The following is a 26,447-nucleotide window of genomic DNA, read 5'->3' on the forward strand; positions in this document are numbered from 1 at the left end:
GAAGGGCGCCCATCCCGCGTGCGGGGTGGGCGCCCTTCTGCGTGGGGCGGGGCGGGAGTCAGCCGATGGCGATGCGGGGCTGGGCGGAGGGCTTGATCCAGCTCATGATCCGGTCCATGGTGGCCCGGGGGACGGAGACACAGCCGGCCGTGGCCCCGTTCCCGTTGACGTGGAGGAAGATCCCGGCGCCGCGGCCGGGCACGGCGGGCCACCGGTTGAAGTCGATGACCAGGGCCTTGGCGTACTGCGTCGGGTAGTTCACCAGGTGCTCGCTGCCGCGCTCGCCCTTCTCGGTCAGCGGGAAGTCGGCCTCTGCCTCCGTGCGCAGGGAGTTGTAGTAAGCCGACTCGGGGTCCTGGACCCACCAGTGGCTGCTGTCGACGACGGTGTACGGCATGGAGGTGCCGCCCGCCCGGAGGCCGAAGCCCTGGGTGAGCGTGTAGGTGCCGGACGGGGTCGTGTACGTGTTCTGGCGCCGCGTCGCACCGTTGGTCACCCCGTTCGACCCGACCCGGCCGGCTGTCGTGGAGATCGCCGGCTTCCAGCCCGAGGCGCCCTTCTGCCAGGCGGTGACGGTGGCGTACGAGCCGTTGGCCCGGACCGTGATCAGCTGCGTGGCGTCGCCGAGCCGGACCGGCACGGGGAAGGCCGGCGCGGCGGGCTTCTGCTGCGGGGCCGCGGCGGGCCCTTCCTGGGGCGCGGGGCTCCTGGAGGCCTTCGGGGAGGCGGACGCCGCGGTGGCGGGGGACGCGGACGCCGAGGGGGAGGGCGAGGACCGCGCGGACGCCGAGGCGGACGCGGAGGGGGACGGGGAGGCCGAGGAGGAGGGCGAAGGCGTCGCGCTCGCGCTCTCCTCGGCGGTCTCGACGGAAGCCGCGGGCGCGGGGGCCGCCGCTTCCTCGTCGGTCGCCCCGGAGCCGCAGCCGGAGGCGAGAAGCAGCGCTCCTGCGGCGATGAGGACGGTGTGGGCGGGACGGTACACGACCTGCACGTGGTGCTCCTGGGTGGCGGGAGGACGGGCCGGAGGTGTGGGGGCGGTGCGCTCGTCGGATTCCGCGGGGAGGGCGTTTCTGGGGCCCGCCGGTCCAACCAGTGCGCGACGCACTCTAGTTGATGACGGGCCGGGAAGCCCGGGACGGCCCGTGCGGGGCCGTCCCGGCGCGGTCATCGCACGGTCTCCCACAGGACGACGGCGACGCCGACGGCCGCGGTGAGCGCGCCGATGCTCGCCAGCGGCCAGCGGGACCGCTCCAGCGTGTCGAGGCGTACCTCGTGGTCCGCGAGCTGTTTGTCGGTCTGGTCGCTGCGCTGCACCAGCAGCGCCAGCTGGCCGTCGGCGCGGGCGAAGCCGGCTTCCAGCGAGCCGCGCAGGCGCTCCAGCTCCAGCGCGACGGCGACCGGGTTGTTCGGATCAGTCTCGTTCATGGGCGACTCCTGGCCGTGGGGCATCGGGCGGGTCGGCGCGCAGCCAGGCGGGGAGCAGCGTCTGCAATCCGGGCACGGCCATCACTCGGGTCAGCGCCCCCGCGACGGCCAGGGCCCCGGCGACCCCGGGCAGGGCCGCGGAGAGGCCGGCCGCGTCGACAAGCGCGGGCAGGAGCAGGGCAAGGGCGACGGCCGTCTGCACCAGGGTGCGGACGGTACGCCGGGTGGCGTCGGACACGGCAGGCTCCTCATCCCGTCCGGGGGACTTTCAGGGCGTTCCAGGACGTGCGGCCGGGAATGCCGTCGGCGTCGCCGCCCCGGAAACCGAGCTTGCGTTGCCAGGCGGCGTACGAGCGGCGGTCCGCTTCGCTCCAGCGGGGGCCGGGCCCGACGGCATACGACGAGCAGCCCTCGGCGACGAGCCGGCGGCCCATGGCGGTGATCACGGGGGAGCTGGTGCGGGCGCTGAAGAAGGAAGCGCCCGGGAAAGGCTGGTGGCGGGGGGCGAGGGAGCCGCCGGCCGGCCGGCTCGGGGCCGCTCCGTCAGCCGGAGCGGCCAGCCGGGTGGCGATGCGGTCGCGCATCGACGGCATGGTGAAGCCGCGCGGGTCGACCTTCCAGTCGGACCACTCCAGGTGGCCGATGACGCTGCGGGCAGTCCAGCCGTGGGCCCGGCAGACGGCCGCGGAGACGCGTTCGACCGCGTCGAGCTGGGCGGCCGGCCAGGGGTCCGCCCCGTCACCGAGGTTGACGCACTCGAATCCGTAGAAGCGGGCGTTGCCGTCGACGGAACCGGCGCTGCCGTCGTGCTCGCGGGGCGCCGGCGGGCGGTCCCCGTAGTCCTCCGCGATCACCCGCCGGAGCACGGCCGGGTCGCCGCCCCCGGCGTGGTTGGCCCGGCCGTGGCCGACCAGGTGGACGGTGCCCGCCTTGTCGACGACGCCGTGGCAGAGGGGGCCGGGCAGAGTGGCGTGGCCGTCGTGGCAGAGCTTCACGGAGGCGGCGGTGCCGGAGCTGACGGTGTGGTGGACCATCACTCCGTTCACGGGGCCCCAGGCGCCCTTGTGATCGCGGTTGTGGGTGCGCCAGCCCGGGTACTCGACGACGCTGACGCCTTCGGCGTGCAGCGCGGCGAGCAGCCGGTCGGCGCTCAGGGGAGTGGCCATGGGGCGGGTTCCTTTCGGTGCGGAACGGGTGAGGGGCCCCGCACCGGCCGGTGCGGGGCCCCTCGTGGGACGGGACGATGTGCGGTCAGGAGGCCAGGGCCGCCCAGATGGCGTTGGAGTCGGCCACCACGTCGCCGGGGGAGAAGGAGGTGGGCAGCGAGGTCCGGCCGGTGGTGCTGAGCCGGCCGTGGCGGATGAACGCGCCGGGCATCCTGGCGCTGCCGCCCGGCGCCACGCCCACGCTGGCGCCGCGCAGGAAACCGGGGCCGCTGTTGGTCGGATTCGGTCCGTTGACGACGAGCCCCACCCAGTAGATGCCGGCCTCCGCCTCGTACGGGACGGTGAGCGGGCAGACGACGGTCTCGCCCTCGGTCTGCGGGATGCCGGTCTTGAGGGTGGCGGTCACACCGACCCGGGTCCCGGTGCTGGTGTAGAGCCCGGCGTACGAGGAGGTGCTCAGGGTGCCACCGGCGTACCCCGCGACGTAGAACACGACGTTGCGCACCGTCGTGGGTGCGTGCAGGGGAACGCCGATGAGGTACAGCCAGCCGTTGATGCAGTACTGCACGGAGTGCGACGAGCCGGCCGCCGGGTCGAACGCCCAGCCGCTGAACCCGACCGACGAGGGGGTCCAGGTGCCGGAGGCCGCGACCGTGTCGACGTAGCCGCGCCGGGTCAGCTGGTCGGCGGTGACGGGAGCGGCGGCGGTCGCGGGCGGGGTGATGAAGGTCTTCACCCCGTCGACGGTCTGGTCGCCCGCCACCAGCACCGCTTGGCCGTCCGGCACCGCCGAGACGTCCGCCGCGCCGAGGACGACCTCGCCGATGAGACCGTTGACCGAGGTGACGGGCGCGCCGCCGAGAGCCAGGTAGCGGGCGTCGCCCGCCGCCGGGGTCAGAGCGCCCAGGTCGTTCGCGGTCAGCAGGACCTCGCCGGTCTGCCCGTTCACGGAGGCGACGGCGCCGCCTCCCGCCGGGAGCTGGGCGGGCGGGACCAGCCCGTCGGCGCCGAGGGTGGCCACCCCGCCCGGCGCGCCCGCCGTGTCGGCGGCGAGCGCCGAGACGTCCGCCGCGCCCAGCACGATGTCGGCCTCGGTGTGCCCGTTGACGGAGTGCACCGCGCCGGCCGGCCCGGCGGGGCCCTGCGGCCCCAGCTCCCCGGCGGGTCCTGGCGGCCCCGGCACGGCGACGTACTGCGGGGCGGCCGGATCGGCCGGCGCGATGTCGGCGAGGTCCACCGCCGACTGCCCGGCCGTGAGCGCGATCTGGTAGGTCCGGCCGCCGCGGGCGAGACCGGCGAGCCGCTCGGTGACGGTGTACGTCCAGACCGCCGGGTTCCAGCCGGGGGCGTCGGTGGCGGGCAGGACGACGGCGATGCGGCCCTCCGCGTCGAGGGCGGCGCGGGTCGGGCCGCCCAGGAAGAGGTCCTCGTCGGCGTGGGTGAGGAGCGCCGGCGGGCGGAACTCGACGGTCCCGCTCATCGGGCGTCCGTCGGGGGTCATGTAGCGGGCGGTGACGGTGACGGTGGAGATGCTCTCAGGCAGCACGCGGGTGCCCCTTTCGTGGGTGGACGGGCCGCGCCGGCCCGGCGGCCGACGGGACGGTCGGCCGCCGGGGCGCGGCGCGGGCTCAGGACTGGACGCCGTACAGGGCGATGGGGCGGCAGCGCAGGGTGTCGCCGGCGGTCGCCACCCGGGCCTGGATCTCGAAGGAGACCGTGGCGCCGAAGTCGGCGGGCAGCCGCTCGGTGAGGGCGAGCCCGTCGCCCGGCCCGCCGACCGGGCCGAGCTGGACGCCGTCGACGAGCAGCCGCACCTCGGCGCCCGTACTGCCCTCGGCGGCGATCACGCAGTGCAGCCGGGGGTGCTGGGCGATGCCGGGGCCCCGGTAGAGCGTGGTCCAGGCCGTGGACCCGGTGGACTCCCAGCGGGCGGTGTCGGCCGGGCCCGGCAGCGGGTACGGGATGTAGGGGCGGGCCAGACCGCCGCGGATCGCGTCGTCGGCGACGACCACGTTGCCCCGGCGGTCGAGGATCTGCACCGGCTGGACGGGCAGCGTGTCGGGGGACGCCGTCCACACGGTGAGGGCGAGGGACCCGTCGTCGCGGCGGACGACGAAGCCCTGCTGCGGTTCGTCCTCGCCGCGGTCCGGCTGGACCCGGCCCAGGTAGAGCAGGTCCTCGTCGCCCGAGGTCCGTACGCGCAGCCGGCCCCGGTCGCCGATGACGACCTCGCCGCCCGTGATCCGGTTCAGTGCCGGAGTGGTGTTGGCGCTGCCCATCAGCTCCCTGACCTGGCGCTCCAGTGCGCGGATACGGTCGAGGAGATCGGTGGGGATGATGGCCACGGGTCAGGCTCCTTCCAGGTAGAGGACGGCGGTCTCCGCCTTGGTGCGCTGGGGCGGGGTGACGGCGATGCCGACGATCCGGTAGGCGGCGTCGAGGCCCTCGTGGTGCCAGAGGTCGTGGACGCGCAGCCGGATGCGTGCGCCGAGCAGCGCGGGGGTGATCCGCCCGTCCAGCAGCACGGTCAGCTCCGGGATGACCTCGGGGCGGTTCTGCCGGGCCAGTTCGGCACGGGCCAGCGAGCGCAGCGTCGCCTCGTCCGTGACGCCGCTGTGGTCGGAGGTCAGCTCCAGGCGGGGCCAGCCCGCCGCCAGGTCGTCCGGGGTCGATGCGCGGACGGTGAGCGGCTGGGACTCCTGCGACTGGTCGGTGTTGACGGAGTCGCCGCGGGCCACCCAGACGTTCGCCTGCACGGTGGAGTCCGTGGGCAGGCTGTAGGAGAGGACCTGGCCGGGATGGTTCAGCACGATGTCCGTGTGGCCCGTGCGGATCTGCGGGTGGCCGAGCTGGAGCCGTTTGACCCGGCGGCCCTCCGCGTTCCGGTAGCAGTGGACGCGCCACTCGAAGCCGTCGCTCAACTGGCCCAGTTTGTCCAGCAGTTCCCGGATGCGGGCCAGTGCGGAGGAGGCGTAGGCGTAGTCCCGCAGCACCCCGGAGCGGTCGTGGCCCGGCTCGATGCCGATGTCCCCGCCGGCCTGCTCCTGCGCGTGCGTGATCAGGGTGCGGGCGATGTCGAACTGGTCCGTGCCGGTGCCGGCCAGGTCGTGGGCGAGGATGCGGTGGTCCAGGTACGAGTCGAACGTGCCGGCCTGGAACCGCACCGTGAGCCGGCCCTGTTCGTCGGCGGCCGGCGTACAGGTCCACAGGATCCCGCCCCACCAGATGTCCCCGTCGCGCTCCAGCCAGACCGCGGTGCGGCCGGGCTGGAGCGCCGTCCGGGCGCGGGACGCCAGTGCGCCCGAGGGCAGCGGGATCTTGGCGGAGAGCGACCCGGGCTTTCCTATGTAGTCGTCGAACTTGGTCTCCGTGAGCGGCAGCACGTCCAGCAGACGGTCGGTGCGCAGGTCGCAGAAGAGCGCCCGGTAGACGGGCGTGGTGACGGAAGCGGTCATCGGCTGCCTCACACGAGCGGGTCGACGCGGATGAAACGGTTGTCGAACCAGCCCCGGTTGCTGGTCGCCGACGTGGTGTAGGCGGAGACCGCCGTGTAGACCGCGCCCGGCTGCAGCCCCGTGAGGCGGGAGGTGGTGGAGACCGAGGTCATGGCCTTGGACCCGACCGTCGCCGCGCGGACCTCGTGCGCGCCGAGGACCAGGACGCCGTCCTTGCGGATGTTGACGCTCATACGGGACCACTGTCCGTCGACGCCGGTGTGCCCCGTGAAGCCGACGGTCACCAGGACCGCGCCGGTGACCGGCACGGTGAAGGTGGCGGTGATGGTGGGGCCGGTGGTGTCGGTGACCGACTCCACCCACGAAGTGGAGGAGCAGTAGCCGCCGTCGGAGTGGCTCGCCCAGGCGGTGGACGGCACGGCCGGGCGCCAGACGGCGCCGTCCCAGCGCTCCAGCCGCCCGGCCTCGTCGCGGTACTGGCCGGTGTACTCACCCGCGGCCAGCGCCCCCTGCGGGGCGATGCCGCCGGTCTGCCGGGGGTAGCTCGCCCAGCGGGCCCCGTCCCAGCGCTGGAGGGCGTCGGAGGAGTCGCGGTACTGCCCCGGGTAGCCGCCGGCGACGTCGCGGTTCCAGGACTCGGGCAGGATGCCGCCGATCGCCACGGTCGGTACGCGCAGGTCGTAGACGGCATCCGCCCAGACGATGCCGCCCGTGCCGACGGAGGCGCCGGCGGGCACCGTGATCCGGGCGAGCGGGAGGGACGCCGACGGGACCTCCGGCGGCTCGGGGATGGCCTTCGCCTCGCCGGTGATGACCTCCAGAGAGGCTTCGGTGCGGTCGCCGGCGTCGAACTGGGCGTCGCGGACGCGCAGCACGACGAGGTCGATACGGTCGTTGGAGGCGTTCCCGTCGTCGAGGGTGAGGCTCGCGTAGTCGGTCAGGACGACCGGGTAGGCCCCGGCGGCTCCCTGGCCCTGGATCACCGCTCGGCCCGGGGCGACGGTCACTCGCATACCGGCGCTCTCACCGAAGACGTAGAGCCCGGACATCAGGTACTCGCCGTTGTCGGAACCGGGCATCACGCCGCCGGCTCCGGTCAGCGATCCGTTGGGGGCCATGGTGCCGAGCGGGGCGAGTCGGGTGTCGGCGCGGCTCTGGCCGCTCTCGGTCTCGGTGCGGTTGATGAGCCAGGCACTGCGTACAGGCATGTCGTCCTCCTGAGTGGGGTGGTGGTGGTCGGGTGCCGCGGAGGGTCACCAGTGGGCGTCGCGCCAGCGCAGGGTGACCGAGGCCCGCGGGTCGGGTGTGGCGTCCCCGGCCCGGAAGGCCAGCTCCGTGGCGCCGGGCGGCAGGTGGAACAGCTGCTCGGGGGCGGAGGCGGGGGCCGCGGTGTAGAGCCGGGACGCGGTGCCGTTGAGCAGCACGGTGCCCGCCTCCGTGTCGACGGTCAGGACGTCCTGGGGGCCGAGCACGATGTCGTACTGGAGCTGTCGGCCGTCGCGGAGCCGGGTCAGCGTGGGGCGTCGGAGCGGTCCCCGGAACTCGATGACCGGGAGGGCCGCCGCTCCGCCCTCGTTGACCGCGGTGCAGGTGCCCGCGGTGCCGGTCTCGCCCCACTCCAGCGGCCACTGGAGCCCCATGCCGGCGGGACCCGGTTCGGCGGGCCAGTCCAGGCCCGGTTCCTGCACGGGCAGGAACGCCCGAGCCTCCCGCAGGACCGCTCCGAAGCGGCGCGGGTCGGTCGCGGTCCACTGGACGCTCGTCCTGGTCGTGCCGTGCACGAGGAAGGACCGGTCCTGCGGTACGACCCGGCGGCTCACCCGTGCCCGGACGGCGAGCGTCTGGCCGTGCAGCCGTACGGCCAGCCACTGCTCACCGCCGTCCGCTCCGGTGGCCGTGCGGAAGGCGGAGAGGACGCCGAGGGCCTCTTCGGCCTTCCGGGGCAGCAGCCAGAGGGAGGCTCCGACGATGCGGGGCTGGGCCCAGCGGGCGCCGGGCCAGGCGCCGTGCTGGTCGGGGCGGGAGATGTCACCGGTGTCCAGGACCGGGAGGTCGTCCCAGCCGGTGATGCCCGTGCGGTCGATCTCGTACGGTGTTCCGGGGCCCATCAGCAGTCCGGCCCACTGGATCTGCCCGTCGCGGGTGATCAGTGAGCCGGGTGCCGCCTCGTGGGGATGTGTGGTTGTGGTCTCGGCCATGCGGGCCGTCACCTCGCTTCAGTTGTGGGGCGGGTGGGCGCTCATGCCGCCGCCCCGTACAGGAACAGCAGGTCGCCGGCGACGGCGAGCGGTCCGTTGCCCTCGGCGGCGTGGTACGTGCGCAGCCGGGTGCGGTCCGTGGGGCGGGTGGGGCCGGTCGTGTGCGGTGAGGCCTCGGCGGGGCGCAGACGGGTGAGCGCGGAGAGCGGCAGCACGGCGGAGGCGGCGTCCGGCCCGGCGGGCTGCACGACACCGCCCTCGGCGAGCTGGGGGATCTTGGGCAGGTCGACGCCGAACTTCTTCCCGAAGAAGCTGAAGCTCAGCTTGTTGAGGCCGTCGATGACCCGGTTGGCGAAGGAGATCAGCGCCTTGACGGGCCCGGTGACGGCGGCCATGACGCCCTGCATGCCGGTGCTGATGAAGCGGCCCATGCCGTTCAGGGTCCGGGACAGGGCGCTCTTCACCCGGGTGAACATGCTGGGGATCTTCTGCGTGATCCAGCTCAGGACGGGCCGGATCACGGCGCGGAAACCGCTCCAGGTCCGGCGGACGAGGCCGGAGAGGGCGCGGGTGGCCGAGGTGACGGCGCTCCGGGTGAAGTGGAAGCCCTTGGAGAGCAGCGGGCCGACGACGGACAGGACCGTGGTGATGACCTTGATGGCGGCCTTGAAGTAGGCCGAGATCACGGTGGCGTACACCTTGAGGACGGGACCGAGGAACTTCAGAATCGCCTGGAACACCTTGCGGACCTGGCCGAAGACCTGCTGCGTCATCTTCTGGCCGGCCTGCGAGTTGAGCGCGTACTCGATCAGGTAGCCGACCAGCGGGGCGACCAGGCCGAGGACGAACCCGAAGGGGTTGGCGCGCATCGCGAGGTTGACGGCGGTCATCGCGCCGGAGGCGACGGTGAGCGCGCGGCCGAAGAAGCCCATGAGCTTGGAGACCGTGCCCGAGCCCTTGCCCAGGACGCCGACGGCTCCGCTGAACCGGGCGCCCTCGGTGGCGATCGAGTTCAGGGGCGCGACTGCGGGGCGGGCCTTGGCGGTGCCGGTACGGAGCTGGGTCGCCGTACGGCCTGCTGTCCGGCCCGTCTTCGTGAGGGACCTGCCGGCGGCGTCCGCCCCGGTCCTGATCTGCCGGAGCTGGGTGCCGGCGGAGGCGGCGGAGCTCTTGATCCGGCCGGCCGCGGTCGATGCCTGCCCCAGGGTCCGCGCGGCGGTGCGGACGGACCGTCCGGTGGCGGTGAGCCTGGTGCGGAAGGTGCTCAGCGCTCCGGCGACCCCCGCGAGCGGGTCGGCGCCGGCCCGGATCGCCGCGGCGCTCATCCGCGGGCCTTGGACAGGAACAGCAGGGCGGTGGCGGTCTCCTGGAGGTCGGAGGAGGACGCCTCGTAGTAGTTCTCGATCTGGAAGCCGGCCATCGCGCCGGCCGTGGCGCTGACCGACCCGGCCCTGGCCCGGCGGGCGGTGTGCCGCAGCAGCCGGTCCAGCTTGGACAGCGGCAGCACGGCCTCGGCCTCGCCGGCCTCTGCGACGATGGCGTGGACGCCGCCGTTGCGCGGGGCCACGATGCCGCCCGCCGCCAGCTGCGGGATCTTCGGCAGGCTGATGCCGAAGGTCTTCCCTCCGACGCCGGGGACCCAGCCGGGGATCGACACCTTGATGCGGTTGAGCCTGCCGATCGCGGAGTTGATGAGCCGGATGACGGCGTTGACGGGGCCCTTCACCGCCCCCTTGATCGCGCCGAAGGCCCGGCTCGCGATGCCTTTCAGCCCGCCCCAGATGCCGGCCAGCCTCTCCTTGACGCGGCTGAAGGCCTGGGGGATGGCGCTGCGGATCCAGTTGACGACGGGAGTGATGATCTTCCGGATGCCGTTCCAGACGCTGGAGATGACCTTCCTGACGGCGTTCATCACCGTGGTGATGATCTTCTTCCAGGCGTTGAAGTAGGTCGTGATGACCTTGGCGACGGCCTTGATGACGACGGTGATCGCCTTCTTGATGCCGCTCCAGACCTTCTTGATCAGCGCACCGGCCTTCTTCATGATCGGCCCGACGACCTTCATGACCGAGCTGATGACCTTCTTGATCGCGGCGAAGGCGACCTTGAGGACCTTCTGCATGGTCTTCGAGCGGGCGGCCATCTCGACCACCTTCTCGACGAGCGGGGCGAGCAGGGAGAGCAACTGGCCGACGAGGTTGCCCTTCATCGACTTGTTGAGCCCCTTCATGCCCTTGGACGCCTTGTCGGCCCCGGACTTGAACTTTCCGACCTGGGGCCCGCTCTTCTTGGCGGTCCGGCCGGCCTTGGCCATCGAGCGGTCGGCCTTGTCGGCGGCGCGCTGGATGGCGGTGAACTGGCGGGCGGAGGCCTGGGCGGAGGTCTTGAGCTTCTTCAGCTCGCGGTCGCTGCCCGTTGCCCTGCTCTGCAGACCGCTCGCTGCCCGGGCGGCGGTGTCAGCCCTCGACCTGAAGTTCCCCAGCGCCGTTGATGCCTGATTGAGCGAGCGCAGCAGAGGCATAGTTCTTCCTATCGTCCAGTTGGTTCCGGGAGCGAGAGTCAGGAACCGAGTGCCTGGTCAATCGTCCTGACGATTTCCACGAATTCATTTCTGGCTCTCGTCGTCCTGTCGCGTATGTCGAGTGCGAATGCTTTGGCGTTCGTGTGTGTTTCTTTTATCTGGCGGAGATAGCCGGACGATTCCTCCCGGTACTGGAATATCTCTCGGTTCTGGGATGCGGCTACGGCAACCAGATCGGACGGGGCAGGCGAGGGGGTGTTCGGTCCCCCTGCGGGTGACGCCGAACCGGCTTCGGAAAATCCCAGTACTCCCCTCGCCCAGCCTCTGAACTTGTCCTGGTTGAAGAAATCAATGACCTGGACTCCCAGCACGTCGATTCCGTTGGCATCCACTTCGAAAACCTGGGGAGACAACGAAACGACTTCTGGTGCTGCCGTAACGGCCGCTGGGTCGACTTTGAAGGTCTGTGTGCTCCAATAGAGCACTTGGTCCGCGATGGCCGCGTGATCGTTCATCCACTTCTCGTCGATCTTGCTGAGAGTCTCTTTCGACCAGTCCACCTCTGCGGCCGCGGCGGCCTCTCTCGTGTTCGCCGCCTCAAGGGCCGCTATTCGTTGTCCCGCACTGGCTAGTGATTCGACGAAATTCGAGATCCTTGTCCGAGTTTCATCGAGCTCTCGCTCCAGTCGTCCGTACTCTTCACTCACTGCTGTCCCCTTCTCTCGGTGCACCTCGTTGACGGCAGAGCGGGCAGGCATTAATGTCCGCAGTAACTTGTGCAGAGAGGATTCGGCATCCGATGCAAATTTTGGCATTTGTCGCTTTAGTGGTACTCGGTGGCGTTTCCTTCCTGGCTTACGTAGGGCTCAAGGTCCTCATGGCGATGTTCTGGCAGAAGGTTCTCCTGGCCCGAAAAGGAGTGCGCACCAGGGGAGTGTGTTCGGGGTATACGAGCGGCCGGTACGGAAGTGGGGTCGTCGTCGATTTCACGGACGAGCTCGGTGGGTCCAATAGAATGGTGGCTGCCGGTTGGCAGGGCGTACTCCCGGAAAGAGGCGGTGAGGTGGAAATCGTCTACCTTCCGCGCGATCCCAAGGTGGCCGACCTCTGGCCGGTAGGCTCGCTCGTTCCGAACGCGATATACATGACGGTGGCGGTCCCGGTGATTTTGGCGAGCGGCTTGGCGTGCTTGGTGGCCATGGCGTGGATCGTGCACCGGGTGTGGTTTCCGGGCTGAGGGCTGCCCCAGGGGGATTTCTCTGCCTTTCTGTTTTAGTGGCCTGATCCCGGCGTGGAACGCACCGGAGGGATCTGGTGAAGGCTGCAGGGGAGGCGCAATGCTGAACCGCATTCGAGCGTGCTCGAAAGTGAGTGAGGGGCGCCGTCGCGGAATGTCCGATCGGCTCAGAGGTACGCTTCGCCGGTTCGCCGGCCGGGTGGCTTTTCCTTCAAGAAGGTGATCGTGAGGAGTCTGTGGTGTCGAATTCTTCGTCCGTGCCCCTTGGGCTTCTTCTTTTTTGCGCTTCTGGCCTTCTGCTTTTGCTGGCTGCTACGCGTTGATGAGGGCTGTCAACGCGATACGTCTGGCCATGTCCGGCGTCCAGGCGGAGGGTTCCTGCGCCGGCTATTCGGCGGGACGCTTCGGGCAGTCGGTGATAGTCGACTATCGTGCGCGTGGTGGAATCGAGTACACGATGACCACGGAATTCTGGGCTGGGAGACTTCCTGCACCGGGTTCCAGGATGGACGTCATCTATCTTCCGCGGAAGCCGAAGATCTCTGACGTCGCCCCCCTCAATCCTTGGCGTGTGATGTCGAAGTCAGTCACGGCCGTATTCCTTTTCCCTCTCACGCTGGCCTTGGCGCTCTCGATGGCGGGAAACGCGCTGGAGAAATTGGGGGTTTCCCTGTAAGGGAACCAGAGGCGTGCTTTGCCTGCCGCTGAAGGCACAGGGCCGGTCGGCGACCCTGAATTCACGGGTCTGGGCGACGAGGGCGGGTTCAGTCGTCTGATCTCGGCGTGGAACGCATCGGGGGGATCCGGTGAAGGCCGCAAGCGAGGCGTGATACTGAACCATATTCCTTCAGGCTGGGTGCGGCCTCGTCATCTGCCGCGGAACCCCGCTGCCAGTTTTTTTGTCCCGCATTTCACGCCGGGAAGACCTTGTCTCGGGCGAGAGGGATGTGCCTTCCAGGAAGGTGGTGACGGGATTCCTGAAAGCCGTCACGCCGGCGAACTTGACGCCCGACTCGTCGATGGTGAGAAGACTGGGGTCCCAGTCATTCGTCGATGGCAGCGTCGAGATCTTCTTGTGTGAGGCAGTCCTCTTCTTTCCCAGGTTCGACCGGGTGACCCACGCAGAACACCTTCCTTTCGGAAGATCTGTTTGACATCATGAGGAGCCATGAAGGCATTCATTGACGTGCTGCTGGCGGTAGTGATCATCGGAGGGGTGGTCGCACTGTTCGTTGCTTCGCTGATGCATCTGGGCCGCTTGGTCTGGTTGAAATGGCGGGGTGCGACAACCCTGGGCACTTGCATCGACATCAGTATGAGGAGAAATGGGAATTATGCGTACATTCGATATCAGGTCGGCGACGGGGCTGAGTATCTGACGAAGGTGCGCGCCTATTCGCTGGCGCGGAACCGCATGGGTTCCTGCCGGGAGGTTCTGTACATCTCCGGCTTCCCGAAGATCTCGGCAGTCGCACCCATCACTTTCGGGAACGTCTGCGGAGCGCTGGTGATCTGTGCGCAGACGACAGCGCTCACGGTTTTCGTGCTGTCCCTCTTCCTGTGACGGCGCGGGTGGTTCAGCTGAAGAACCGCATCAGCTCCGCCCGGTCCGGGCCTTCCGGAACTTCGCGTTCCGTCACCGACGGTGTGTCCTCCGAGAGCGGGGAATCCCCCGGCCTCGGCACCGGCACCGGTGCCTCCGGTGGTTCGGCGTCCTCGTCGGTGTTGACCGAGGCGAACGTCCAGTTGTCGGCGGCGAGGTGGTCCACCGCCGCGACCGGCAGGCAGTCGGTCACGCTCCACTCCGCGCCGTCCCCGTCGAGTTCGCGGGAGACGGCGCTGTCGTGCGGCATGTGCTTGACCAGCAATCGATAGGAGTCCGCGGTGTTGAATTCTTCGTCTGTGCCCTTCGGGCTTCTTCAGATATCTGACGTCGCCCTCTCAATCCCTGGCGTGTGCTGTCGAAGTCGGTCACGGCCGTAGTCCTTTTTCCTCTCACGCTGGCCTTGGCGCTCCCCATGGCGGGAAGCACGCTGGAGAAAATGGGGGTGGCGCTGTGAGAAGTGCCGGTGGCGTGCCTTGCTTCTCGGATCGGCGTCGCCTGGTGTCGGCCTCGGACTCACCGGCCTGGGCGACGATGGCGTGGACACCGCTGCTACGCGGCGCCACGCCGTCGGCCGCCAGCCACGGGACCCCGGCAGGCCGATGCAGTAGGTGCGCCCGCCCCGATGCGGGGCCCCGGGGACCGCCGTCGAGGGAACCACCGGTGCGCCGCAGGGGCCGCACAAGAAATGGGGTGGGCTTCTGCTTTCTCGCAGTTCCCGACGACACCGGAAGACATGTCCACGGGCCCGGGCGCGCAAAGCGCTTCGGCTGGGTCTGTGTTCGCCGTTCGCGCCCTCAGCTCAGCGCGCGGACGAGGCCGTTGACCCGCGCCTCCAACTGCCGGATCTGTTCCCCGGCCTCCCGGAGCCTGCGCGGGTCTTGGCCGCTCACCTGTGAGGCGCCCACGGCCGCGACATTCGCCCGTTGGTTCCGGCGACCGGTATCAGCGCCGTCGAGCCGCCGATGAGCGGAGTTCGCCCGGGCGAGCGCTTGGTCGGAAATCTGTCGCGCCCGGCCGAGGTCACCACGCAGGGCGCCTACCTGCCGGCCCATGGCGGTGCTGGTGCGCTCGACCTTGGTCACAGCGCTTTCGGCGAGACGCCGGGTCTGGCCCACTGTGTTCCGCAGTGTCTCGGACGTGCGGTCGAGTGTCCGAAGGGCCGTCGTGTGTTCCCCGATGCGGACGTCATGTCGTCGGGTCTCATCCTTGAGCTTGTTGATGTCAAGCTGCTGCCTCTCGGAGTCCGGTGCGAAGGACCTCACGAACGGCCCCAGAAAGCGCCGCCCGTCGACAGCCTTGAGGCCCCGCTGCCAGAGGGCGCCGGCAGCGCTGTCGACGATCGAAGCGAGCGGACTCCGCACCAGCTCAGCGCCCAGAAGACTGAGCCCGGCGGTGGTGAGGGCCAAGGCCTCCACGTCTACCTTGACGCCCTGGATGCTCCAGTAGAGCGCCTGGTGGGAGGAAGTGAGGTCCTTCCAGTTCTTGAAGGGGTGGATGGACTCCGGCAGGTTGGAGAATTCGAGGGTGGCCGTGGCGGACTTGAGCGCCGCGATCTCCTCCGTGTGCTGGTTGACGAGTGCCGTCATACTGGTGGCGGACAGAGGGCTCTCCGACGCCCCGGACGGTTCCGGTGCAATAGCCATGACGTCCCCTTTCTTGTGAGCGATGAGTTCTGGAGGGATAAAGCGTGATAGGCCACTCCTATTACGAATCGCACCCGTTGCCGTATCTCTTGATCGTGGTGCTCTGCTTGCCGATTGCCCTCGTGGCGCTCTGGATGGCGTTCCGTTGGGTTGTGCTCTCCCTGCGGGGTGTGGCCGTCGTCGGGGACGAGCCGGGGCAGCGTTTCGGTGCGACCTTCACCGTGGACGGGAAGACGTACCCGTGCCATGCGGACCTCGGACCGGAGGACCCGCGAGGGGACGGCGGCGGGGCGGGGCTGATCGTCTACGACCCCCGCAAGCCCCGGAGGAACGACGCTCGGTACAGCCTCCGGCCCTCACGGCTCAGCGGCTGCGCCTTCTTGGTCGTGCTGCTCGTCACCGCGATCGTGTGGGCCGGTATCCGGCTCATCGGCTTCTACTGAGAAGGGGCCCGGTCCGCCCGCTTCCGGTGGCGTCTGCAGTGCCGGGGACGCCCGGGCGTCCCGCTGCGCGGAAGGCGGGACGAACGAGGAGATCGCCGCCGAACTCGGTGTATCGCATGGAACGGTGAATCGCTGGCGGTCGAGGTTCATCCGGTTGCGGCTGGACGGGCTGACCGATGAGCCGCGTCCCGGCAGGCCGCGGTACTGCCGATGATGCCGGGCATGCCCGAGCGGCGCACCCACGACTACTACCGGCACGGCATCACCAGCCTGTTCGCCGCCTTCAACATCGCCGACGGCACCGTCATATCTCAACTCCACCGCCGCCACCGGGCCATCGAGTTCAAGAAGTTCCTGGTCACGATCGACAAGGCCGTGCCCGCCGGCCTCGACGTCCACCTGGTCTGTGACAACTACGCCACCCACAACACCGCCGAGATCAAGACGTGGCTGGGCAAGCACCCCCGCTTCCACGTCCACTTCACCCCCACCGGCTCCTCCTGGATGAACCAGGCCGAGCGGTGGTTCGGCCTGCTGACCGACAGACTCATCCGCCGCGCAGTCCACACCTCCGTGAAGGCCCTGGAGCAGGACATCACCGCGTGGATCGACACCTGGAACGAGAATCCCAGGCCCTTCACCTGGACCAAGACCGCCGAGGAGATCCTCAGCTCCCTCACCGACCACCTCACCAAAATCAACCCGCCGACCACCGAAACCTGAAACAGGCTTGGTCTCGTCATTTCCGGCGCATCACACTAGGTACTCGACTGCCCCGGTGGATATAGGCGACCCGGTGGAAGTGATTTACCGTCCCAGTGAGCCTTTTCATCCTGAATAGTTGCAGGTCAGCAGAGTGTGGACGGCTTGAACGATGGTGCCGATGCGGCGGGTGGAGTATCTGGCTCGCCGGAGCGGCCGCCAGGACTTCAGCTGCGCGAAGGCGCGTTCCCCGGGGGCTCTCAGCCGGGCATGGTCGCGGTTGAACTGCTGGTAGTGGTCGGGCTGTTCGCGGTGGTTCTTGTACGGGGGTGCGGACCGTGGCGCCGGCACCCTGGTAGGCACGGTCGGCGAGGACGAGGATCTGCCGGGTCAGGCAGGCCTGGACAATGCCGTGGGCCCGGGCCGCGGTCAAATCATGGGTACGACCTGGCGTCGCGCGGGAGAACCACAGCGGTGTGCCGTCGGGGCGGGCAATGACCTGCACGTTCATGCCGTGCTTCTTGTGCTTCTGCGAGTAGTACGGTTCGTCCGCGGCAGTGCGGTCGGTAGCGATCAGGGTGCCGTCCACGATCACGTGGTCGCCCTCGCCCAGCCCGGTCAGAGCCTCGTGCAGACCCGGAGCCCAGGCCGCTAGGACGTCCAGGGTCTCGTCGACGTAGCGCCAGGCCGTCGCGGTCGAGACGCCGAACCCGGCCGCGAGCTGGGCGAACGTCTCATTCTTCCTCAGGTGGGCCGGCGCGAGGAGGGACTGCTTGAAGCAACCGAGCCGTCTCCACGGCGAGTTCAGTTCACGCCTTCGGGCGTAGATCAGCCAGGAGACATGCTCGACCAGCTCATACGAGACGTCGAGCATGGAAGGATACGGAACCAACAGAGCCCCCGGGCTGTCGGCAGTGTCGAGTGGAGTCAACACCGCCAACGACCGGGGGCTCTGCCACGTCACCACCCCAGCTGACCAGGCCTTATAGCCCCTCGGAGATGGGATGAAAAAGGCTCAGTGATCCGGGGCGCTCGATGCTTGCGTTCGAGGTGCAGAGCCGTGTGGGGTTCGACGTGGCTCTGTCCTCGGTCATGGGCGTGTTGTGGGTGGGGGCGCTCGTGGGGCTTCTCCTCACCTTCTGACCTGGTCCGCGCGGCCCCCCATCAGGAGAAGAAGCGGGCCAGATCGCTCGGGCTGGGCGCCTCCGGCGGCTCCGGGGGCTCGTCGGGGGCGGCCTCGTCCCCCGGCCTCGGCACCGGCACGGGCGGCTCCGGGGGGTCGGAGTCCTCGTCGGTGTTGACCGAGGCGAACATCCAGTTGGCGGCCGCGAGATGGTCTACGGCCGCAGCGAGCAGATAGTCGGTGACGCTCCATTCGGCGCTCTCGCCGTGAAGTTGCTGGGTGGTGGCGCTGTCGCGTGGCATGTGCTTGACCAGCACCGCGAGCCGGCGGGAGGAGAGCCGGCCGCGGTGCCAGTCGAGCAGGTCCACGCCGTAGTGCCGCAGCAGGTCGGCTTCCAGGGCCTCGGCGTGTTCTTCGGCGAACGCGTCGAGGCTCAGCCTTCCCCCAGGCCGAGCCCGGTCTCCTTGCCGTACGCCTCCAGAATCGCGGCGATGTCCTGCATCGTGATGTCGTGGCGCTCGAAGCGCGCGAACTGCTCCTCGCCCAGCAGGAGCTTCAGCAGGCCGTCGACGTCGTTGTCGTCGAGGCCGCGGAGCGCCTTGGCGGTGGTGCGGCCCAGCTCGGTGGGCAGTTCGAAGGTGTCGTCGTCCAGGTCGAAGGACCAGGAGCGGCCGAGCGCTTCCAGGCGCTGGGCGCGTGCTGCGTTGACGTCGAACGAAGCCATGGGTGGTGGGTCTCCTTACGCGGAACAGGAACAGGACAGAGCAGGGCTGGGCGGCGTGGGCCCCGGAGGTGCCGGGCGGGACCGGAGCGATCCGGTCCCGCCCGGCGGGCATCAGACGCCGGCCGGCACCGTGTAGGCGGCGTCCTTCATGACGAAGGTGGCGAGCGCCTGGCCGTCGCCCGGGGAGAGCGCGGTGAAGGTGACGCCGAGCATCGCGGCGGCCTTGCGGGCGAGCTTGATGTCGTCGGTGGCGGTCACCTGGCCGCGCGGGATGACGAAGCGGTAGGTGACCGCCGTGCCGTCGGTGAACTCCAGGCCGAGCGCGCGCTCGTCGAAGGTCGGGCCGTCCGGGACGTCGAACTGGACGATGTCCGGCTTGGTGGCGTCCCGGCGGATGTCCGCCGCCGCGCCGCCCAGGAAGAAGGGCAGCGTGTCCTCGTTGAACTGCAGCATGGAGAACTTCAGCGTCAGGTCACGGTCCGCGTAGACGAACCGGGCCGGGCTGATCGACTGCCACGTCTCGACCGGGTCCAGCTTGTCCTTCTTGGAGAAGGTCACCCCGTCCGTCGCGGTGTAGCCGAGGTCCGTCCACTCGGTGCCCCAGTCCGCCGACGGGTCCTCGGAGAAGGTGGCCGGGAGGGGGGCGTTGACGTCCGCGATGAGGATGCGGCCGGTTCCGGCCACGCGGATCTCGGACGAGTTGTTGCCTGCCATGGATGGCTCCTTGGGTGGTTTTCCGTGGGTGGTGCCTGCCGCGGATACGGCGAAGGCCCCGCCGGTGACGGGGCCTTGTCTGTGGGGGCGCCCGGAGGCGCCGGGGCCGTTGCCGGCGGTGGAGGGCTGTTGCGGCGATGCCGCCGGTCAGCCGATGCGCAGGGAGACGATCAGGACGCAGAGGTAGCGGTTGGCCGCCGGATACAGGTACTCGGGCAGCCAGCGCGGGCCGTCGGCCTCGACCACATCAGTGATCACGAGGTTGGTGCCGTACGTCCGGCCGGCCGCCGACAGCAGCTCGGCGCGGGCGGCATTGGCCAGCCGGTGCGCCGTCGCCTTGTCCGGTCCGTATGCCTCCAGCTCGATGAGCGGCCGGTCGAGGTGGAGGTCGTCGACCCACGCGCCGCCGCGCCGGGACACGATCACCGCCTGCTGGGTGCCGTCGAAGCCCGCCGGCGGAGTCTCGGCCACGACCGCGTCCGCGAGATCCGGACGGTTGGAGAGGAGCTCCACGACGATGGCCTCCACGTCGGGGAAGGTGCTCGGAGGTGAAGTCATGACAGGGCGATCACTCCTGTTCGCGAGGTGGGGGAAGGGACGGGAACGCGGACGGCGGAGCCGCGCCCGGAGGGTGGGCGCAGCTCCGCCGCTGCACTTATTGTGACTCAGATCGTGCGAGCACGCAACTACTTGGCGCGGAGGCGCAATCTTTCGGGTGTGCGTCGGCAGTGGGCTCCGGGTCGCCGGGCGTGCGGGTGGGCCTGTTCTCATCTCCCGCACGGTCGCCCCGGGTGCGTTAGTCTGCGGGTATCGAACAGGCATTCGAGTACGGGTGGTTCCACAGGCCGAAGCACCCTGACGAGGCGTGTGGATCGAGGAAACGAGGGCGCGGGTGGACGGGGGTGAGCCGGTGATCACCGCTCAGGAGCGGCTGGCCGACGTCGTGGCCGCCGCGGTCGAAGTGGCCGCGGAGTCGGGGGAGGCGGGTACGTACACCGCGGAGGTCGCCCGCACGCTCACCGCTGTCGTCGGCAAGGTCGGCGCGAGAGTCGCCGTCGAGGCGGAGACGCGAGGGTTCCGCAGCGGCTGGGGCGAGGCGATCGCGCTGGCGTCCGGGGGCGCGGAGAGCGGGGCCCGGGTGTCGCGCAGGCCGGCGGCGTCCGAGGCGCCCGAGGAGTAACCGGCGGGAAGGAAAGGAAGGAGGGGCGGACCGAACGGTCCGCCCCTCCTTCCTTTCCTTCCCGCCCCTCAAGGCGCTCCGGGAGCCTTCCGCCGGGCCGCCCGTTCCGCCGCGAAGACGTCTTCCAGCCGGAACACGTGCGCCCGGCCCCGCCGGCCCGCGGGGCTGAGGTGGCCCAGCTGCACCCACTTGCGGATCGTCGCGGGTTTCACGCCCGCCTCGTGCGCGGCGAGTTCGCCGGTCAGCAGCGTCGCGGCCGTCACCGCCTCCCCTCCCGCCGCGCGGTGTCCTCGGCCGAGGCGGTGAGCTCGGCGAGGTCGCCGCCGGACTCGGCCGCGAGCCGCATCCACGCACCCTCGCTCCACGCGTGCCGGTGCGCCGGGTCCGTGCGGCAGTCGCAGGCCCGGTCCGTGCAGCGGCAGGCCGGGTTGACGCAGAGCACGGCCCGGCGGGCGGGGAAGGCCCGCAGCGAGACCGAGTCGCACCACGGGCAGCGCCCGCTCACCCGCACCACCGGTTCGGCGCCGCCCAGCGCCCGGGTGCAGCGACGGGCCATCCGGCGGGCCTCGTCCCGGACGTGTTCGAGGAGTACGTCGTCGCCGGCGGCCCGGTCGAGCAGTCCCGCGACGCGCAGCAGCCGCCCGGCGACCTGCTCCCGGCGGGGGCGGGGAAGCCGGAGCCGGTCGTGCACGGCCTCGTCGAGCTCGACCACGCCATCGGTGATGTCGCGTACGGCGTCGGAGATGTGCAGCCGTACGGGGGAGGTGCGCGAGCCGGACGGGGTGAGCCCGTGCGCCTGCTCGATGCGCAGGGCCTCCTCGCGCTCGGCGCGGGTCGGGCCGGCCGGGGCGGAGGAGGAGGGGGACGGGACCGCCGGCGGAGCCGAGGGGGAGCGGTAGGAGGGGGCGAGCTCGACGAGCAGCTCCGGGAACTGACGCAGCAGCAGCTCGATCCAGAGCATGGCGTCCGCGGCTGTGGTGCGCCCGGCGGAGGCGTCCGCGACGGTGGCGCCATCAGCGGAGGCGTCCGTGACCGTGGCGTTCATGGCGGAAGCATCCGCGACCGTGGCGCCCGCGACCGCGGCGTTCCCGGCGGAGGCGCCGGCGGCGGAAAGCCCCGTAGTGGAAGCCCCCCCGGCAGATGTCCCCGTGGCACGAGCCCCCGTGGCCGTCCGGCTCTCGCGGCCGGGCTTCCGGGCGGTGGCGTGCGCCTCGGCCGGCTGCCGTGTGGCCGGCGTGGATGTGTTCGGTGTGGTCATGGCGATCCCTTCTCCCCGCACAAGGTGTTGCGAGTCCGCACCCTGACACGTTGCGCGCTCGCACGCAAGGTGGTTTGAAAGGCTCCCGGGCTCTTATCTCCACAGATTCAGCTCAAACGGTATGGGTGACGGGGTAATTCCTTGCGCGCAAGCGCGATAGTCTGATGCTTGCTTCGGAGGGAGGCGAGTGCCCCATGACCACGGGCGAACTCGACAGCTTCGCGACCTGGATCGAGGAACTGATCCGTCGGCGCGGCTTCGACATCGACAGTCCACGCGGCGGCGGCAAGTCCCGCCTCGCCGACGAGGCCGGGGTCCACCGGGCCGCCATCACCCGCCTCCTCCAGCGCCAGAGCATGCCCGACCTGGAGACCACCCGGCGTCTCGCCCAGGTGCTCCAGGTCCCGGTGCGCGACATGCTCATCCGCTCCGGCCGCCTCACCGAGGAGGACCTGCCGCTCCCGTCCGCGCCGACGGTCGCGCCCTCGGTGGACGGCCGCCCGCTCACCCTGGAGGAAGCCGCCGTCGCCCTGGGCGTACCGGAGGACCAGCGTGAGATGTTCGTCCGGGTCGCGGGCCAGTTCCTGCCCGCTCCGACGGTCGCGGCGGCGCGGCGGCGGGCCCCCCTCGCCTCCGACTGACGGGCGAAGGACGCCTACGGCTGGCCGGAGGGCGACAGGTCGCCGCCTCCCCGCTCTGCTGACGGGCGTGGCCTCCTCCGGTCTTCTCCGGCCGGCGCGCCCGGCCCCGCCGATGCCCCGCAGGGCTCCGGGCGCCGGTGATCCACGGGCGGAGTCGATCTTGTGCCGGGCCGGGAAAGCGGCCTCCGGGCCCGCCCCGTAAGCTGTTCCGGCCTGTCCCCCCGCCCCAGCGCAGGTGCGAACGACGCCGCAAGTTCATGAACGACAGTGCGTGGACGCGCCCCGCCAGGCGCCCCGCGCGGAGCAAGAGCGCCCGACCGGCGGGAACGGCCGGGCGCTCGCCCGGTGCGGGCGATCCGCGCGGGCGGTAGGCAGGGGGGTGCATGGTCGAGCGGGAAGGATGCTCCCGGACTGCGGGCGACGCCCCCGAACCCCCCGCCGGGCCCAGTGCCCCACGGGCAGGGACGCCGTCGCCGGAGACGTATACGGCGCTCCTCGCCGAGCTGGGGGCCCTCCTCGACAGTCACGAACCCCACGAGGTCGTCGTCCTGCTGCGGGCGGAACTGGAGCGACGCGAACTGCGGGCGTACTCCCACGGCTGGCGCGACGCCGCCGCCCACTACGAGCCGGCCGTCGAGGCGGCGCGCGCCGCGAGCCGGCGGACCCTGCGGCTGGTGGGGGCAGCGCGTACGCCGGGGCGGGCCGCGGTGATCCCGTTTCGGCAGGAGGGGCGCGGCGGCGACTTCCGGGAGCCGGAGGGCGGGGCCGGGGAGGAGGGGGCGGCTCGTGGCGGCGCCACCCGGGTCGCCGGACCGCGGGAGCGTGGCCGTTCCGCCGATGGGGAGCCCCGCCGGGACCGCACCGGGACCGGCGAACGGGCGGATCCGCCGCCCCGGCCGCCACGCCCCGGTGCCGGGCCCGAACCCGCGCTCGTACGCAAGAGCCGCAGCTCCCGCGTTCCGACCATTCCCACGCTCCCGACGCCGAGGCTCCGGCGACGGGAGGAGGGCGGGAAGGCCGGCGCCCCGGAGGACGAGACCCACTGAGGAGAACCCCGGACCCGCTGCCCCGGTGTGTCGGCCGTGGCCGGACCTGCTGCCCCGGTGCTTCGGTCGTGGCCGGACCCGTCCACGACGGCGGTGGACAGCATTTGTTTTGACCCAGCTCCGTGAGGTAGGTACGCTCAAGCCTTGTGCCTGGGGTGTGCCTGGGCTCGTGTGCGTGTCCTCAGCCGCATCGCGAGTCCGTCAGTAGCCACCGCAATCTGCGCCCCTTCCGTCCCTAGGGCGGAAGTCCGCAGTATTCGACACACCCGACCGCGTGGGTCGGCGATGTTCCAGGTTAGTTTCACGAACGGCACACAGAAACCGGAGAAGTAGTGCCTACGATCCAGCAGCTGGTCCGGAAGGGCCGGCAGGACAAGGTCGAGAAGAACAAGACGCCCGCGCTCGAGGGTTCGCCCCAGCGTCGTGGTGTCTGCACGCGTGTGTTCACGACCACCCCGAAGAAGCCGAACTCGGCGCTCCGTAAGGTCGCGCGTGTGCGTCTGACCTCCGGCATCGAGGTCACGGCCTACATCCCGGGTGAGGGACACAACCTGCAGGAGCACTCCATCGTGCTCGTGCGTGGTGGCCGTGTGAAGGACCTGCCGGGTGTTCGTTACAAGATCATCCGCGGCTCCCTTGACACCCAGGGTGTCAAGAACCGCAAGCAGGCCCGCAGCCGCTACGGCGCCAAGAAGGAGAAGTAAGAATGCCTCGTAAGGGCCCCGCCCCGAAGCGCCCGGTCATCATCGACCCGGTCTACAGCTCTCCTCTTGTCACCTCGCTGATCAACAAGATCCTCCTCGACGGCAAGCGTTCCACCGCCGAGCGGATCGTGTACGGCGCCATGGAAGGCCTCCGCGAGAAGACCGGCAACGACCCGGTCATCACGCTGAAGCGCGCGCTTGAGAACGTCAAGCCCTCGCTCGAGGTCAAGTCCCGCCGTGTCGGTGGCGCCACCTACCAGGTGCCGATCGAGGTCAAGCCCGGTCGTGCCTCCACCCTCGCTCTGCGCTGGCTCGTCGGTTACTCCCGCGCCCGTCGCGAGAAGACCATGACCGAACGCCTCATGAACGAGCTGCTCGACGCCTCCAACGGCCTCGGCGCTGCGGTCAAGAAGCGTGAGGACACCCACAAGATGGCCGAGTCCAACAAGGCCTTCGCGCACTACCGCTGGTAGTCGCTTACCCCATCGAGACCGAGAGAAGATTGAGCCTTATGGCCACCACTTCGCTTGACCTGGCCAAGGTCCGCAACATTGGGATCATGGCCCACATCGACGCGGGCAAGACGACCACCACTGAGCGGATCCTCTTCTACACCGGTGTGAGCTACAAGATCGGTGAAGTCCACGACGGCGCTGCCACGATGGACTGGATGGAGCAGGAGCAGGAGCGCGGCATCACGATCACGTCTGCCGCGACGACCTGCCACTGGCCGCTCAATGATGTTGACCACACGATCAACATCATCGACACCCCGGGTCACGTCGACTTCACCGTCGAGGTGGAGCGTTCGCTCCGCGTCCTCGACGGCGCTGTCACCGTGTTCGACGGTGTGGCCGGCGTCGAGCCGCAGTCCGAGACCGTGTGGCGTCAGGCGGACCGCTACGGCGTGCCGCGTATCTGCTTCGTCAACAAGCTCGACCGCACCGGCGCCGAGTTCCACCGCTGTGTCGACATGATCGTCGACCGCCTGGGCGCGGTCCCGCTCGTCATGCAGCTCCCCATCGGCGCCGAGGCCGACTTCAAGGGCATCGTCGACCTCGTGTCGATGAAGGCCTTCGTGTGGCCCGAAGAGGCCGCCAAGGGCGAGATGTACGACACCGTCGAGATCCCGGACACCCACAAGGAGGCCGCCGAGGAATGGCGCGGCAAGCTCCTTGAGGCCGTGGCCGAGAACGACGACGCCATGATGGAGCTGTACCTGGAGGGCAACGAGCCCACCGAGGAGCAGCTGCACGAGGCGATCCGTCGTATCACGCTGGCGTCGAAGGGCAGTGCCGACTCGGTCACCGTCACCCCGGTGTTCTGTGGCACCGCGTTCAAGAACAAGGGCGTCCAGCCCCTGCTCGACGCGGTCGTGCGCTACCTGCCTTCCCCCCTGGACGTCGAGGCCATCGAGGGCCACGACGTGAAGGACCCGGAGAAGGTCATCCAGCGCAAGCCCTCGGACGACGAGCCGTTCTCCGGCCTGGCGTTCAAGATCGCGAGCGACCCGCACCTGGGCAAGCTCACCTTCGTCCGGATCTACTCCGGTCGCCTGGAGGCCGGCACCGCGGTGCTGAACTCCGTCAAGGGCAAGAAGGAGCGCATCGGCAAGATCTACCGCATGCACGCGAACAAGCGTGAGGAGATCGCATCGGTGGGCGCCGGCGACATCATCGCCGTCATGGGTCTCAAGCAGACCACCACCGGTGAGACGCTCTGCGACGACAAGAACCCGGTCATCCTGGAGTCCATGGACTTCCCGGCGCCGGTCATTCAGGTCGCCATCGAGCCGAAGTCCAAGGGTGACCAGGAGAAGCTGGGTGTCGCCATCCAGCGCCTCTCGGAGGAGGACCCCTCCTTCCAGGTGCACTCCGACGAGGAGACCGGCCAGACCATCATCGGTGGTATGGGCGAGCTTCACCTCGAGGTGCTCGTCGACCGCATGAAGCGCGAGTTCCGCGTCGAGGCGAACGTCGGCAAGCCCCAGGTCGCGTACCGCGAGACGATCCGCAAGGCCGTCGAGCGCATCGACTACACGCACAAGAAGCAGACTGGTGGTACCGGCCAGTTCGCGAAGGTGCAGATCGCCCTCGAGCCCATCGAGGGTGGCGACGCCTCCTACGAGTTCGTCAACAAGGTCACCGGTGGCCGCATCCCCCGTGAGTACATTCCCTCGGTGGACGCGGGTGCTCAGGAAGCCATGCAGTTCGGCATCCTGGCCGGTTACGAGATGGTCGGCGTCCGCGTCACCCTTCTCGACGGTGGTTACCACGAGGTCGACTCCTCGGAGCTCGCCTTCAAGATCGCCGGTTCGCAGGCGTTCAAGGAGGGTGCCCGCAAGGCCTCTCCCGTGCTCCTCGAGCCGATGATGGCCGTCGAGGTCACCACGCCCGAGGACTACATGGGCGATGTCATCGGCGACCTCAACTCCCGCCGTGGCCAGATTCAGGCCATGGAGGAGCGCAGCGGCGCTCGCGTCGTGAAGGGCCTCGTGCCCCTCTCGGAGATGTTCGGCTACGTCGGAGACCTCCGCAGCAAGACCTCGGGTCGCGCAAGCTACTCGATGCAGTTCGACTCCTACGCCGAGGTTCCGCGGAACGTCGCCGAGGAGATCATCGCGAAGGCCAAGGGCGAGTAACTCTCCCGAGCTCACGCTTT

At 69.9% G+C, this 26,447-nt stretch carries 31 protein-coding genes and 1 pseudogene; 11 read left to right on the forward strand and 21 right to left on the reverse strand.

Annotated elements, in window-relative coordinates:
* Nucleotides 1-58: 58 nt before the first annotated feature.
* The 12 genes from ACGF2Y_RS14695 to ACGF2Y_RS14750 form a co-directional block, all read right to left on the reverse strand.
* Nucleotides 59-991 (reverse strand): L,D-transpeptidase, encoded by a 933-nt coding sequence (locus ACGF2Y_RS14695; protein ID WP_392946544.1) that lies wholly within the window; start codon nt 989-991, stop codon nt 59-61.
* Between the two features lie 173 nt (nt 992-1,164).
* Nucleotides 1,165-1,425, reverse strand: coding sequence for a hypothetical protein (locus tag ACGF2Y_RS14700; RefSeq protein WP_336678868.1), 261 nt, complete (start codon nt 1,423-1,425; stop codon nt 1,165-1,167).
* Nucleotides 1,412-1,663, reverse strand: a complete 252-nt coding sequence (locus ACGF2Y_RS14705) for a hypothetical protein (RefSeq protein ID WP_392946547.1) — start codon at nt 1,661-1,663, stop codon at nt 1,412-1,414. Before ACGF2Y_RS14705 ends, ACGF2Y_RS14700 begins: the two co-directional genes overlap by 14 nt.
* Before the next feature lie 10 nt (nt 1,664-1,673).
* Nucleotides 1,674-2,591, reverse strand: a complete 918-nt coding sequence (locus ACGF2Y_RS14710; protein ID WP_392946550.1) for a peptidoglycan-binding protein — start codon at nt 2,589-2,591, stop codon at nt 1,674-1,676.
* A gap of 85 nt (nt 2,592-2,676) precedes the next feature.
* On the reverse strand, nt 2,677-4,137 hold the full coding sequence (locus ACGF2Y_RS14715) for a phage tail protein (RefSeq protein ID WP_392946552.1): 1,461 nt from the start codon (nt 4,135-4,137) through the stop codon (nt 2,677-2,679).
* A gap of 82 nt (nt 4,138-4,219) precedes the next feature.
* Nucleotides 4,220-4,936, reverse strand: coding sequence for a hypothetical protein (locus ACGF2Y_RS14720; RefSeq protein WP_392946555.1), 717 nt, complete (start codon nt 4,934-4,936; stop codon nt 4,220-4,222).
* 3 nt (nt 4,937-4,939) lie between these two features.
* A complete protein-coding gene (locus tag ACGF2Y_RS14725) occupies nt 4,940-6,046 on the reverse strand; it encodes a hypothetical protein (protein WP_392946558.1) in 1,107 nt (368 codons plus the stop codon).
* Nucleotides 6,047-6,054: 8 nt separating this feature from the next.
* Complete coding sequence (locus ACGF2Y_RS14730; RefSeq protein ID WP_392946560.1) at nt 6,055-7,254, reverse strand: hypothetical protein; 1,200 nt, start codon at nt 7,252-7,254, stop codon at nt 6,055-6,057.
* Between the two features lie 45 nt (nt 7,255-7,299).
* Complete coding sequence (locus tag ACGF2Y_RS14735) at nt 7,300-8,244, reverse strand: phage distal tail protein (RefSeq protein WP_392946563.1); 945 nt, start codon at nt 8,242-8,244, stop codon at nt 7,300-7,302.
* 41 nt (nt 8,245-8,285) lie between these two features.
* Nucleotides 8,286-9,569 carry a tape-measure protein gene (locus ACGF2Y_RS14740; protein ID WP_392946564.1) on the reverse strand — a complete coding sequence of 428 codons (1,284 nt, stop codon included), beginning with the start codon at nt 9,567-9,569 and terminating at the stop codon, nt 8,286-8,288.
* Nucleotides 9,566-10,765, reverse strand: a complete 1,200-nt coding sequence (locus ACGF2Y_RS14745) for a phage tail protein (RefSeq protein ID WP_392946567.1) — start codon at nt 10,763-10,765, stop codon at nt 9,566-9,568. Before ACGF2Y_RS14745 ends, ACGF2Y_RS14740 begins: the two co-directional genes overlap by 4 nt.
* Nucleotides 10,766-10,803: 38 nt before the next feature.
* The gene (locus ACGF2Y_RS14750; protein ID WP_392946570.1) at nt 10,804-11,472 is read right to left on the reverse strand and encodes a hypothetical protein; all 669 of its coding nucleotides are present in this window, start codon (nt 11,470-11,472) and stop codon (nt 10,804-10,806) included.
* Between the two features lie 92 nt (nt 11,473-11,564).
* Here ACGF2Y_RS14750 and ACGF2Y_RS14755 point away from each other — a divergent pair, with 92 nt between their 5' ends.
* Complete coding sequence (locus ACGF2Y_RS14755; RefSeq protein WP_392946572.1) at nt 11,565-12,002, forward strand: hypothetical protein; 438 nt, start codon at nt 11,565-11,567, stop codon at nt 12,000-12,002.
* 1,168 nt (nt 12,003-13,170) lie between these two features.
* Entirely contained in the window at nt 13,171-13,566 is a 396-nt protein-coding gene (locus ACGF2Y_RS14760; protein ID WP_392946575.1) for a hypothetical protein, read from the forward strand.
* Nucleotides 13,567-13,579: 13 nt separating this feature from the next.
* Here the strand turns inward: ACGF2Y_RS14760 and ACGF2Y_RS14765 are convergent, their stop codons facing one another.
* Nucleotides 13,580-13,855 (reverse strand): hypothetical protein, encoded by a 276-nt coding sequence (locus ACGF2Y_RS14765; protein ID WP_392946577.1) that lies wholly within the window; start codon nt 13,853-13,855, stop codon nt 13,580-13,582.
* Between the two features lie 547 nt (nt 13,856-14,402).
* Entirely contained in the window at nt 14,403-15,251 is an 849-nt protein-coding gene (locus tag ACGF2Y_RS14770) for a hypothetical protein (protein WP_392946579.1), read from the reverse strand.
* A gap of 107 nt (nt 15,252-15,358) precedes the next feature.
* Between ACGF2Y_RS14770 and ACGF2Y_RS14775 the strand changes: the two genes are divergently transcribed.
* The 3 genes from ACGF2Y_RS14775 to ACGF2Y_RS14785 all read left to right on the forward strand — a co-directional run bounded on the left by ACGF2Y_RS14775 (nt 15,359) and on the right by ACGF2Y_RS14785 (nt 16,417).
* Nucleotides 15,359-15,694 carry a hypothetical protein gene (locus tag ACGF2Y_RS14775; RefSeq protein WP_392946581.1) on the forward strand — a complete coding sequence of 112 codons (336 nt, stop codon included), beginning with the start codon at nt 15,359-15,361 and terminating at the stop codon, nt 15,692-15,694.
* Nucleotides 15,695-15,785: 91 nt separating this feature from the next.
* Nucleotides 15,786-15,908 carry a helix-turn-helix domain-containing protein gene (locus ACGF2Y_RS14780; RefSeq protein WP_392946787.1) on the forward strand — a complete coding sequence of 41 codons (123 nt, stop codon included), beginning with the start codon at nt 15,786-15,788 and terminating at the stop codon, nt 15,906-15,908.
* An 8-nt stretch (nt 15,909-15,916) separates the two neighbouring features.
* The gene (locus ACGF2Y_RS14785) at nt 15,917-16,417 is read left to right on the forward strand and encodes an IS630 family transposase (protein WP_392946584.1); all 501 of its coding nucleotides are present in this window, start codon (nt 15,917-15,919) and stop codon (nt 16,415-16,417) included.
* A gap of 105 nt (nt 16,418-16,522) precedes the next feature.
* Here the strand turns inward: ACGF2Y_RS14785 and ACGF2Y_RS14790 are convergent.
* The 5 genes and pseudogenes from ACGF2Y_RS14790 to ACGF2Y_RS14810 all read right to left on the reverse strand — a co-directional run bounded on the left by ACGF2Y_RS14790 (nt 16,523) and on the right by ACGF2Y_RS14810 (nt 19,515).
* Nucleotides 16,523-17,288 (reverse strand): annotated as a pseudogene (locus tag ACGF2Y_RS14790) (transposase family protein).
* A 272-nt stretch (nt 17,289-17,560) separates the two neighbouring features.
* Nucleotides 17,561-17,887 (reverse strand): hypothetical protein, encoded by a 327-nt coding sequence (locus ACGF2Y_RS14795; RefSeq protein WP_392946587.1) that lies wholly within the window; start codon nt 17,885-17,887, stop codon nt 17,561-17,563.
* Nucleotides 17,888-17,952: 65 nt separating this feature from the next.
* A complete protein-coding gene (locus tag ACGF2Y_RS14800; protein ID WP_392946590.1) occupies nt 17,953-18,243 on the reverse strand; it encodes a hypothetical protein in 291 nt (96 codons plus the stop codon).
* A gap of 111 nt (nt 18,244-18,354) precedes the next feature.
* Nucleotides 18,355-18,957, reverse strand: a complete 603-nt coding sequence (locus ACGF2Y_RS14805; protein WP_392946592.1) for a phage tail protein — start codon at nt 18,955-18,957, stop codon at nt 18,355-18,357.
* Between the two features lie 147 nt (nt 18,958-19,104).
* Nucleotides 19,105-19,515, reverse strand: coding sequence for a hypothetical protein (locus ACGF2Y_RS14810; protein ID WP_392946594.1), 411 nt, complete (start codon nt 19,513-19,515; stop codon nt 19,105-19,107).
* A gap of 307 nt (nt 19,516-19,822) precedes the next feature.
* On the opposite strand from ACGF2Y_RS14810, the gene ACGF2Y_RS14815 reads away from it, so the two are divergent.
* Nucleotides 19,823-20,137: a hypothetical protein gene (locus ACGF2Y_RS14815; protein ID WP_392946597.1), complete on the forward strand. Its 315-nt coding sequence runs from the start codon at nt 19,823-19,825 to the stop codon at nt 20,135-20,137.
* A 68-nt stretch (nt 20,138-20,205) separates the two neighbouring features.
* Here the strand turns inward: ACGF2Y_RS14815 and ACGF2Y_RS14820 are convergent, their stop codons facing one another.
* Nucleotides 20,206-20,400 (reverse strand): hypothetical protein, encoded by a 195-nt coding sequence (locus tag ACGF2Y_RS14820; RefSeq protein ID WP_392946599.1) that lies wholly within the window; start codon nt 20,398-20,400, stop codon nt 20,206-20,208.
* Nucleotides 20,397-21,182, reverse strand: coding sequence for a hypothetical protein (locus ACGF2Y_RS14825; RefSeq protein ID WP_392946601.1), 786 nt, complete (start codon nt 21,180-21,182; stop codon nt 20,397-20,399). Before ACGF2Y_RS14825 ends, ACGF2Y_RS14820 begins: the two co-directional genes overlap by 4 nt.
* A gap of 407 nt (nt 21,183-21,589) precedes the next feature.
* Between ACGF2Y_RS14825 and ACGF2Y_RS14830 the strand changes: the two genes are divergently transcribed.
* From ACGF2Y_RS14830 to fusA, 5 genes are all read left to right on the forward strand, one after another.
* The gene (locus ACGF2Y_RS14830; protein WP_392946603.1) at nt 21,590-22,036 is read left to right on the forward strand and encodes a helix-turn-helix domain-containing protein; all 447 of its coding nucleotides are present in this window, start codon (nt 21,590-21,592) and stop codon (nt 22,034-22,036) included.
* A 383-nt stretch (nt 22,037-22,419) separates the two neighbouring features.
* On the forward strand, nt 22,420-23,082 hold the full coding sequence (locus ACGF2Y_RS14835; protein WP_392946605.1) for a hypothetical protein: 663 nt from the start codon (nt 22,420-22,422) through the stop codon (nt 23,080-23,082).
* A 332-nt stretch (nt 23,083-23,414) separates the two neighbouring features.
* Nucleotides 23,415-23,786, forward strand: a complete 372-nt coding sequence (rpsL, locus tag ACGF2Y_RS14840; protein WP_003948652.1) for a 30S ribosomal protein S12 — start codon at nt 23,415-23,417, stop codon at nt 23,784-23,786.
* Nucleotides 23,787-23,788: 2 nt separating this feature from the next.
* Nucleotides 23,789-24,259 carry a 30S ribosomal protein S7 gene (rpsG, locus tag ACGF2Y_RS14845; RefSeq protein ID WP_007445917.1) on the forward strand — a complete coding sequence of 157 codons (471 nt, stop codon included), beginning with the start codon at nt 23,789-23,791 and terminating at the stop codon, nt 24,257-24,259.
* A gap of 38 nt (nt 24,260-24,297) precedes the next feature.
* Complete coding sequence (fusA, locus tag ACGF2Y_RS14850; protein WP_392946607.1) at nt 24,298-26,427, forward strand: elongation factor G; 2,130 nt, start codon at nt 24,298-24,300, stop codon at nt 26,425-26,427.
* Nucleotides 26,428-26,447: the final 20 nt, after the last annotated feature.

Origin of the sequence: Streptomyces sp. NPDC048142 (assembly GCF_043202835.1) — a bacterium.
Lineage (GTDB): Bacteria > Actinomycetota > Actinomycetes > Streptomycetales > Streptomycetaceae > Streptomyces.

What these genes read in the sequence shown, in the direction of transcription:
- ACGF2Y_RS14770 (WP_392946579.1), bottom strand. Translation starts at nt 15,251, where the DNA reads ATGGCTATTGCACCGGAACCGTCCGGGGCGTCGGAGAGCCCTCTGTCC.
- ACGF2Y_RS14725 (WP_392946558.1), bottom strand. Translation starts at nt 6,046, where the DNA reads ATGACCGCTTCCGTCACCACGCCCGTCTACCGGGCGCTCTTCTGCGAC.
- ACGF2Y_RS14765 (WP_392946577.1), bottom strand. Translation starts at nt 13,855, where the DNA reads ATGCCGCACGACAGCGCCGTCTCCCGCGAACTCGACGGGGACGGCGCG.
- ACGF2Y_RS14745 (WP_392946567.1), bottom strand. Translation starts at nt 10,765, where the DNA reads ATGCCTCTGCTGCGCTCGCTCAATCAGGCATCAACGGCGCTGGGGAAC.
- rpsG (WP_007445917.1), top strand. Translation starts at nt 23,789, where the DNA reads ATGCCTCGTAAGGGCCCCGCCCCGAAGCGCCCGGTCATCATCGACCCG.
- ACGF2Y_RS14805 (WP_392946592.1), bottom strand. Translation starts at nt 18,957, where the DNA reads ATGGCAGGCAACAACTCGTCCGAGATCCGCGTGGCCGGAACCGGCCGC.
- ACGF2Y_RS14785 (WP_392946584.1), top strand. Translation starts at nt 15,917, where the DNA reads ATGCCCGAGCGGCGCACCCACGACTACTACCGGCACGGCATCACCAGC.
- ACGF2Y_RS14800 (WP_392946590.1), bottom strand. Translation starts at nt 18,243, where the DNA reads ATGGCTTCGTTCGACGTCAACGCAGCACGCGCCCAGCGCCTGGAAGCG.
- ACGF2Y_RS14700 (WP_336678868.1), bottom strand. Translation starts at nt 1,425, where the DNA reads ATGAACGAGACTGATCCGAACAACCCGGTCGCCGTCGCGCTGGAGCTG.
- ACGF2Y_RS14735 (WP_392946563.1), bottom strand. Translation starts at nt 8,244, where the DNA reads ATGGCCGAGACCACAACCACACATCCCCACGAGGCGGCACCCGGCTCA.
- ACGF2Y_RS14740 (WP_392946564.1), bottom strand. Translation starts at nt 9,569, where the DNA reads ATGAGCGCCGCGGCGATCCGGGCCGGCGCCGACCCGCTCGCGGGGGTC.
- ACGF2Y_RS14755 (WP_392946572.1), top strand. Translation starts at nt 11,565, where the DNA reads ATGCAAATTTTGGCATTTGTCGCTTTAGTGGTACTCGGTGGCGTTTCC.
- ACGF2Y_RS14835 (WP_392946605.1), top strand. Translation starts at nt 22,420, where the DNA reads ATGGTCGAGCGGGAAGGATGCTCCCGGACTGCGGGCGACGCCCCCGAA.
- ACGF2Y_RS14730 (WP_392946560.1), bottom strand. Translation starts at nt 7,254, where the DNA reads ATGCCTGTACGCAGTGCCTGGCTCATCAACCGCACCGAGACCGAGAGC.
- ACGF2Y_RS14760 (WP_392946575.1), top strand. Translation starts at nt 13,171, where the DNA reads ATGAAGGCATTCATTGACGTGCTGCTGGCGGTAGTGATCATCGGAGGG.
- ACGF2Y_RS14825 (WP_392946601.1), bottom strand. Translation starts at nt 21,182, where the DNA reads ATGAACGCCACGGTCACGGACGCCTCCGCTGATGGCGCCACCGTCGCG.
- ACGF2Y_RS14710 (WP_392946550.1), bottom strand. Translation starts at nt 2,591, where the DNA reads ATGGCCACTCCCCTGAGCGCCGACCGGCTGCTCGCCGCGCTGCACGCC.
- fusA (WP_392946607.1), top strand. Translation starts at nt 24,298, where the DNA reads ATGGCCACCACTTCGCTTGACCTGGCCAAGGTCCGCAACATTGGGATC.
- ACGF2Y_RS14830 (WP_392946603.1), top strand. Translation starts at nt 21,590, where the DNA reads ATGACCACGGGCGAACTCGACAGCTTCGCGACCTGGATCGAGGAACTG.
- ACGF2Y_RS14810 (WP_392946594.1), bottom strand. Translation starts at nt 19,515, where the DNA reads ATGACTTCACCTCCGAGCACCTTCCCCGACGTGGAGGCCATCGTCGTG.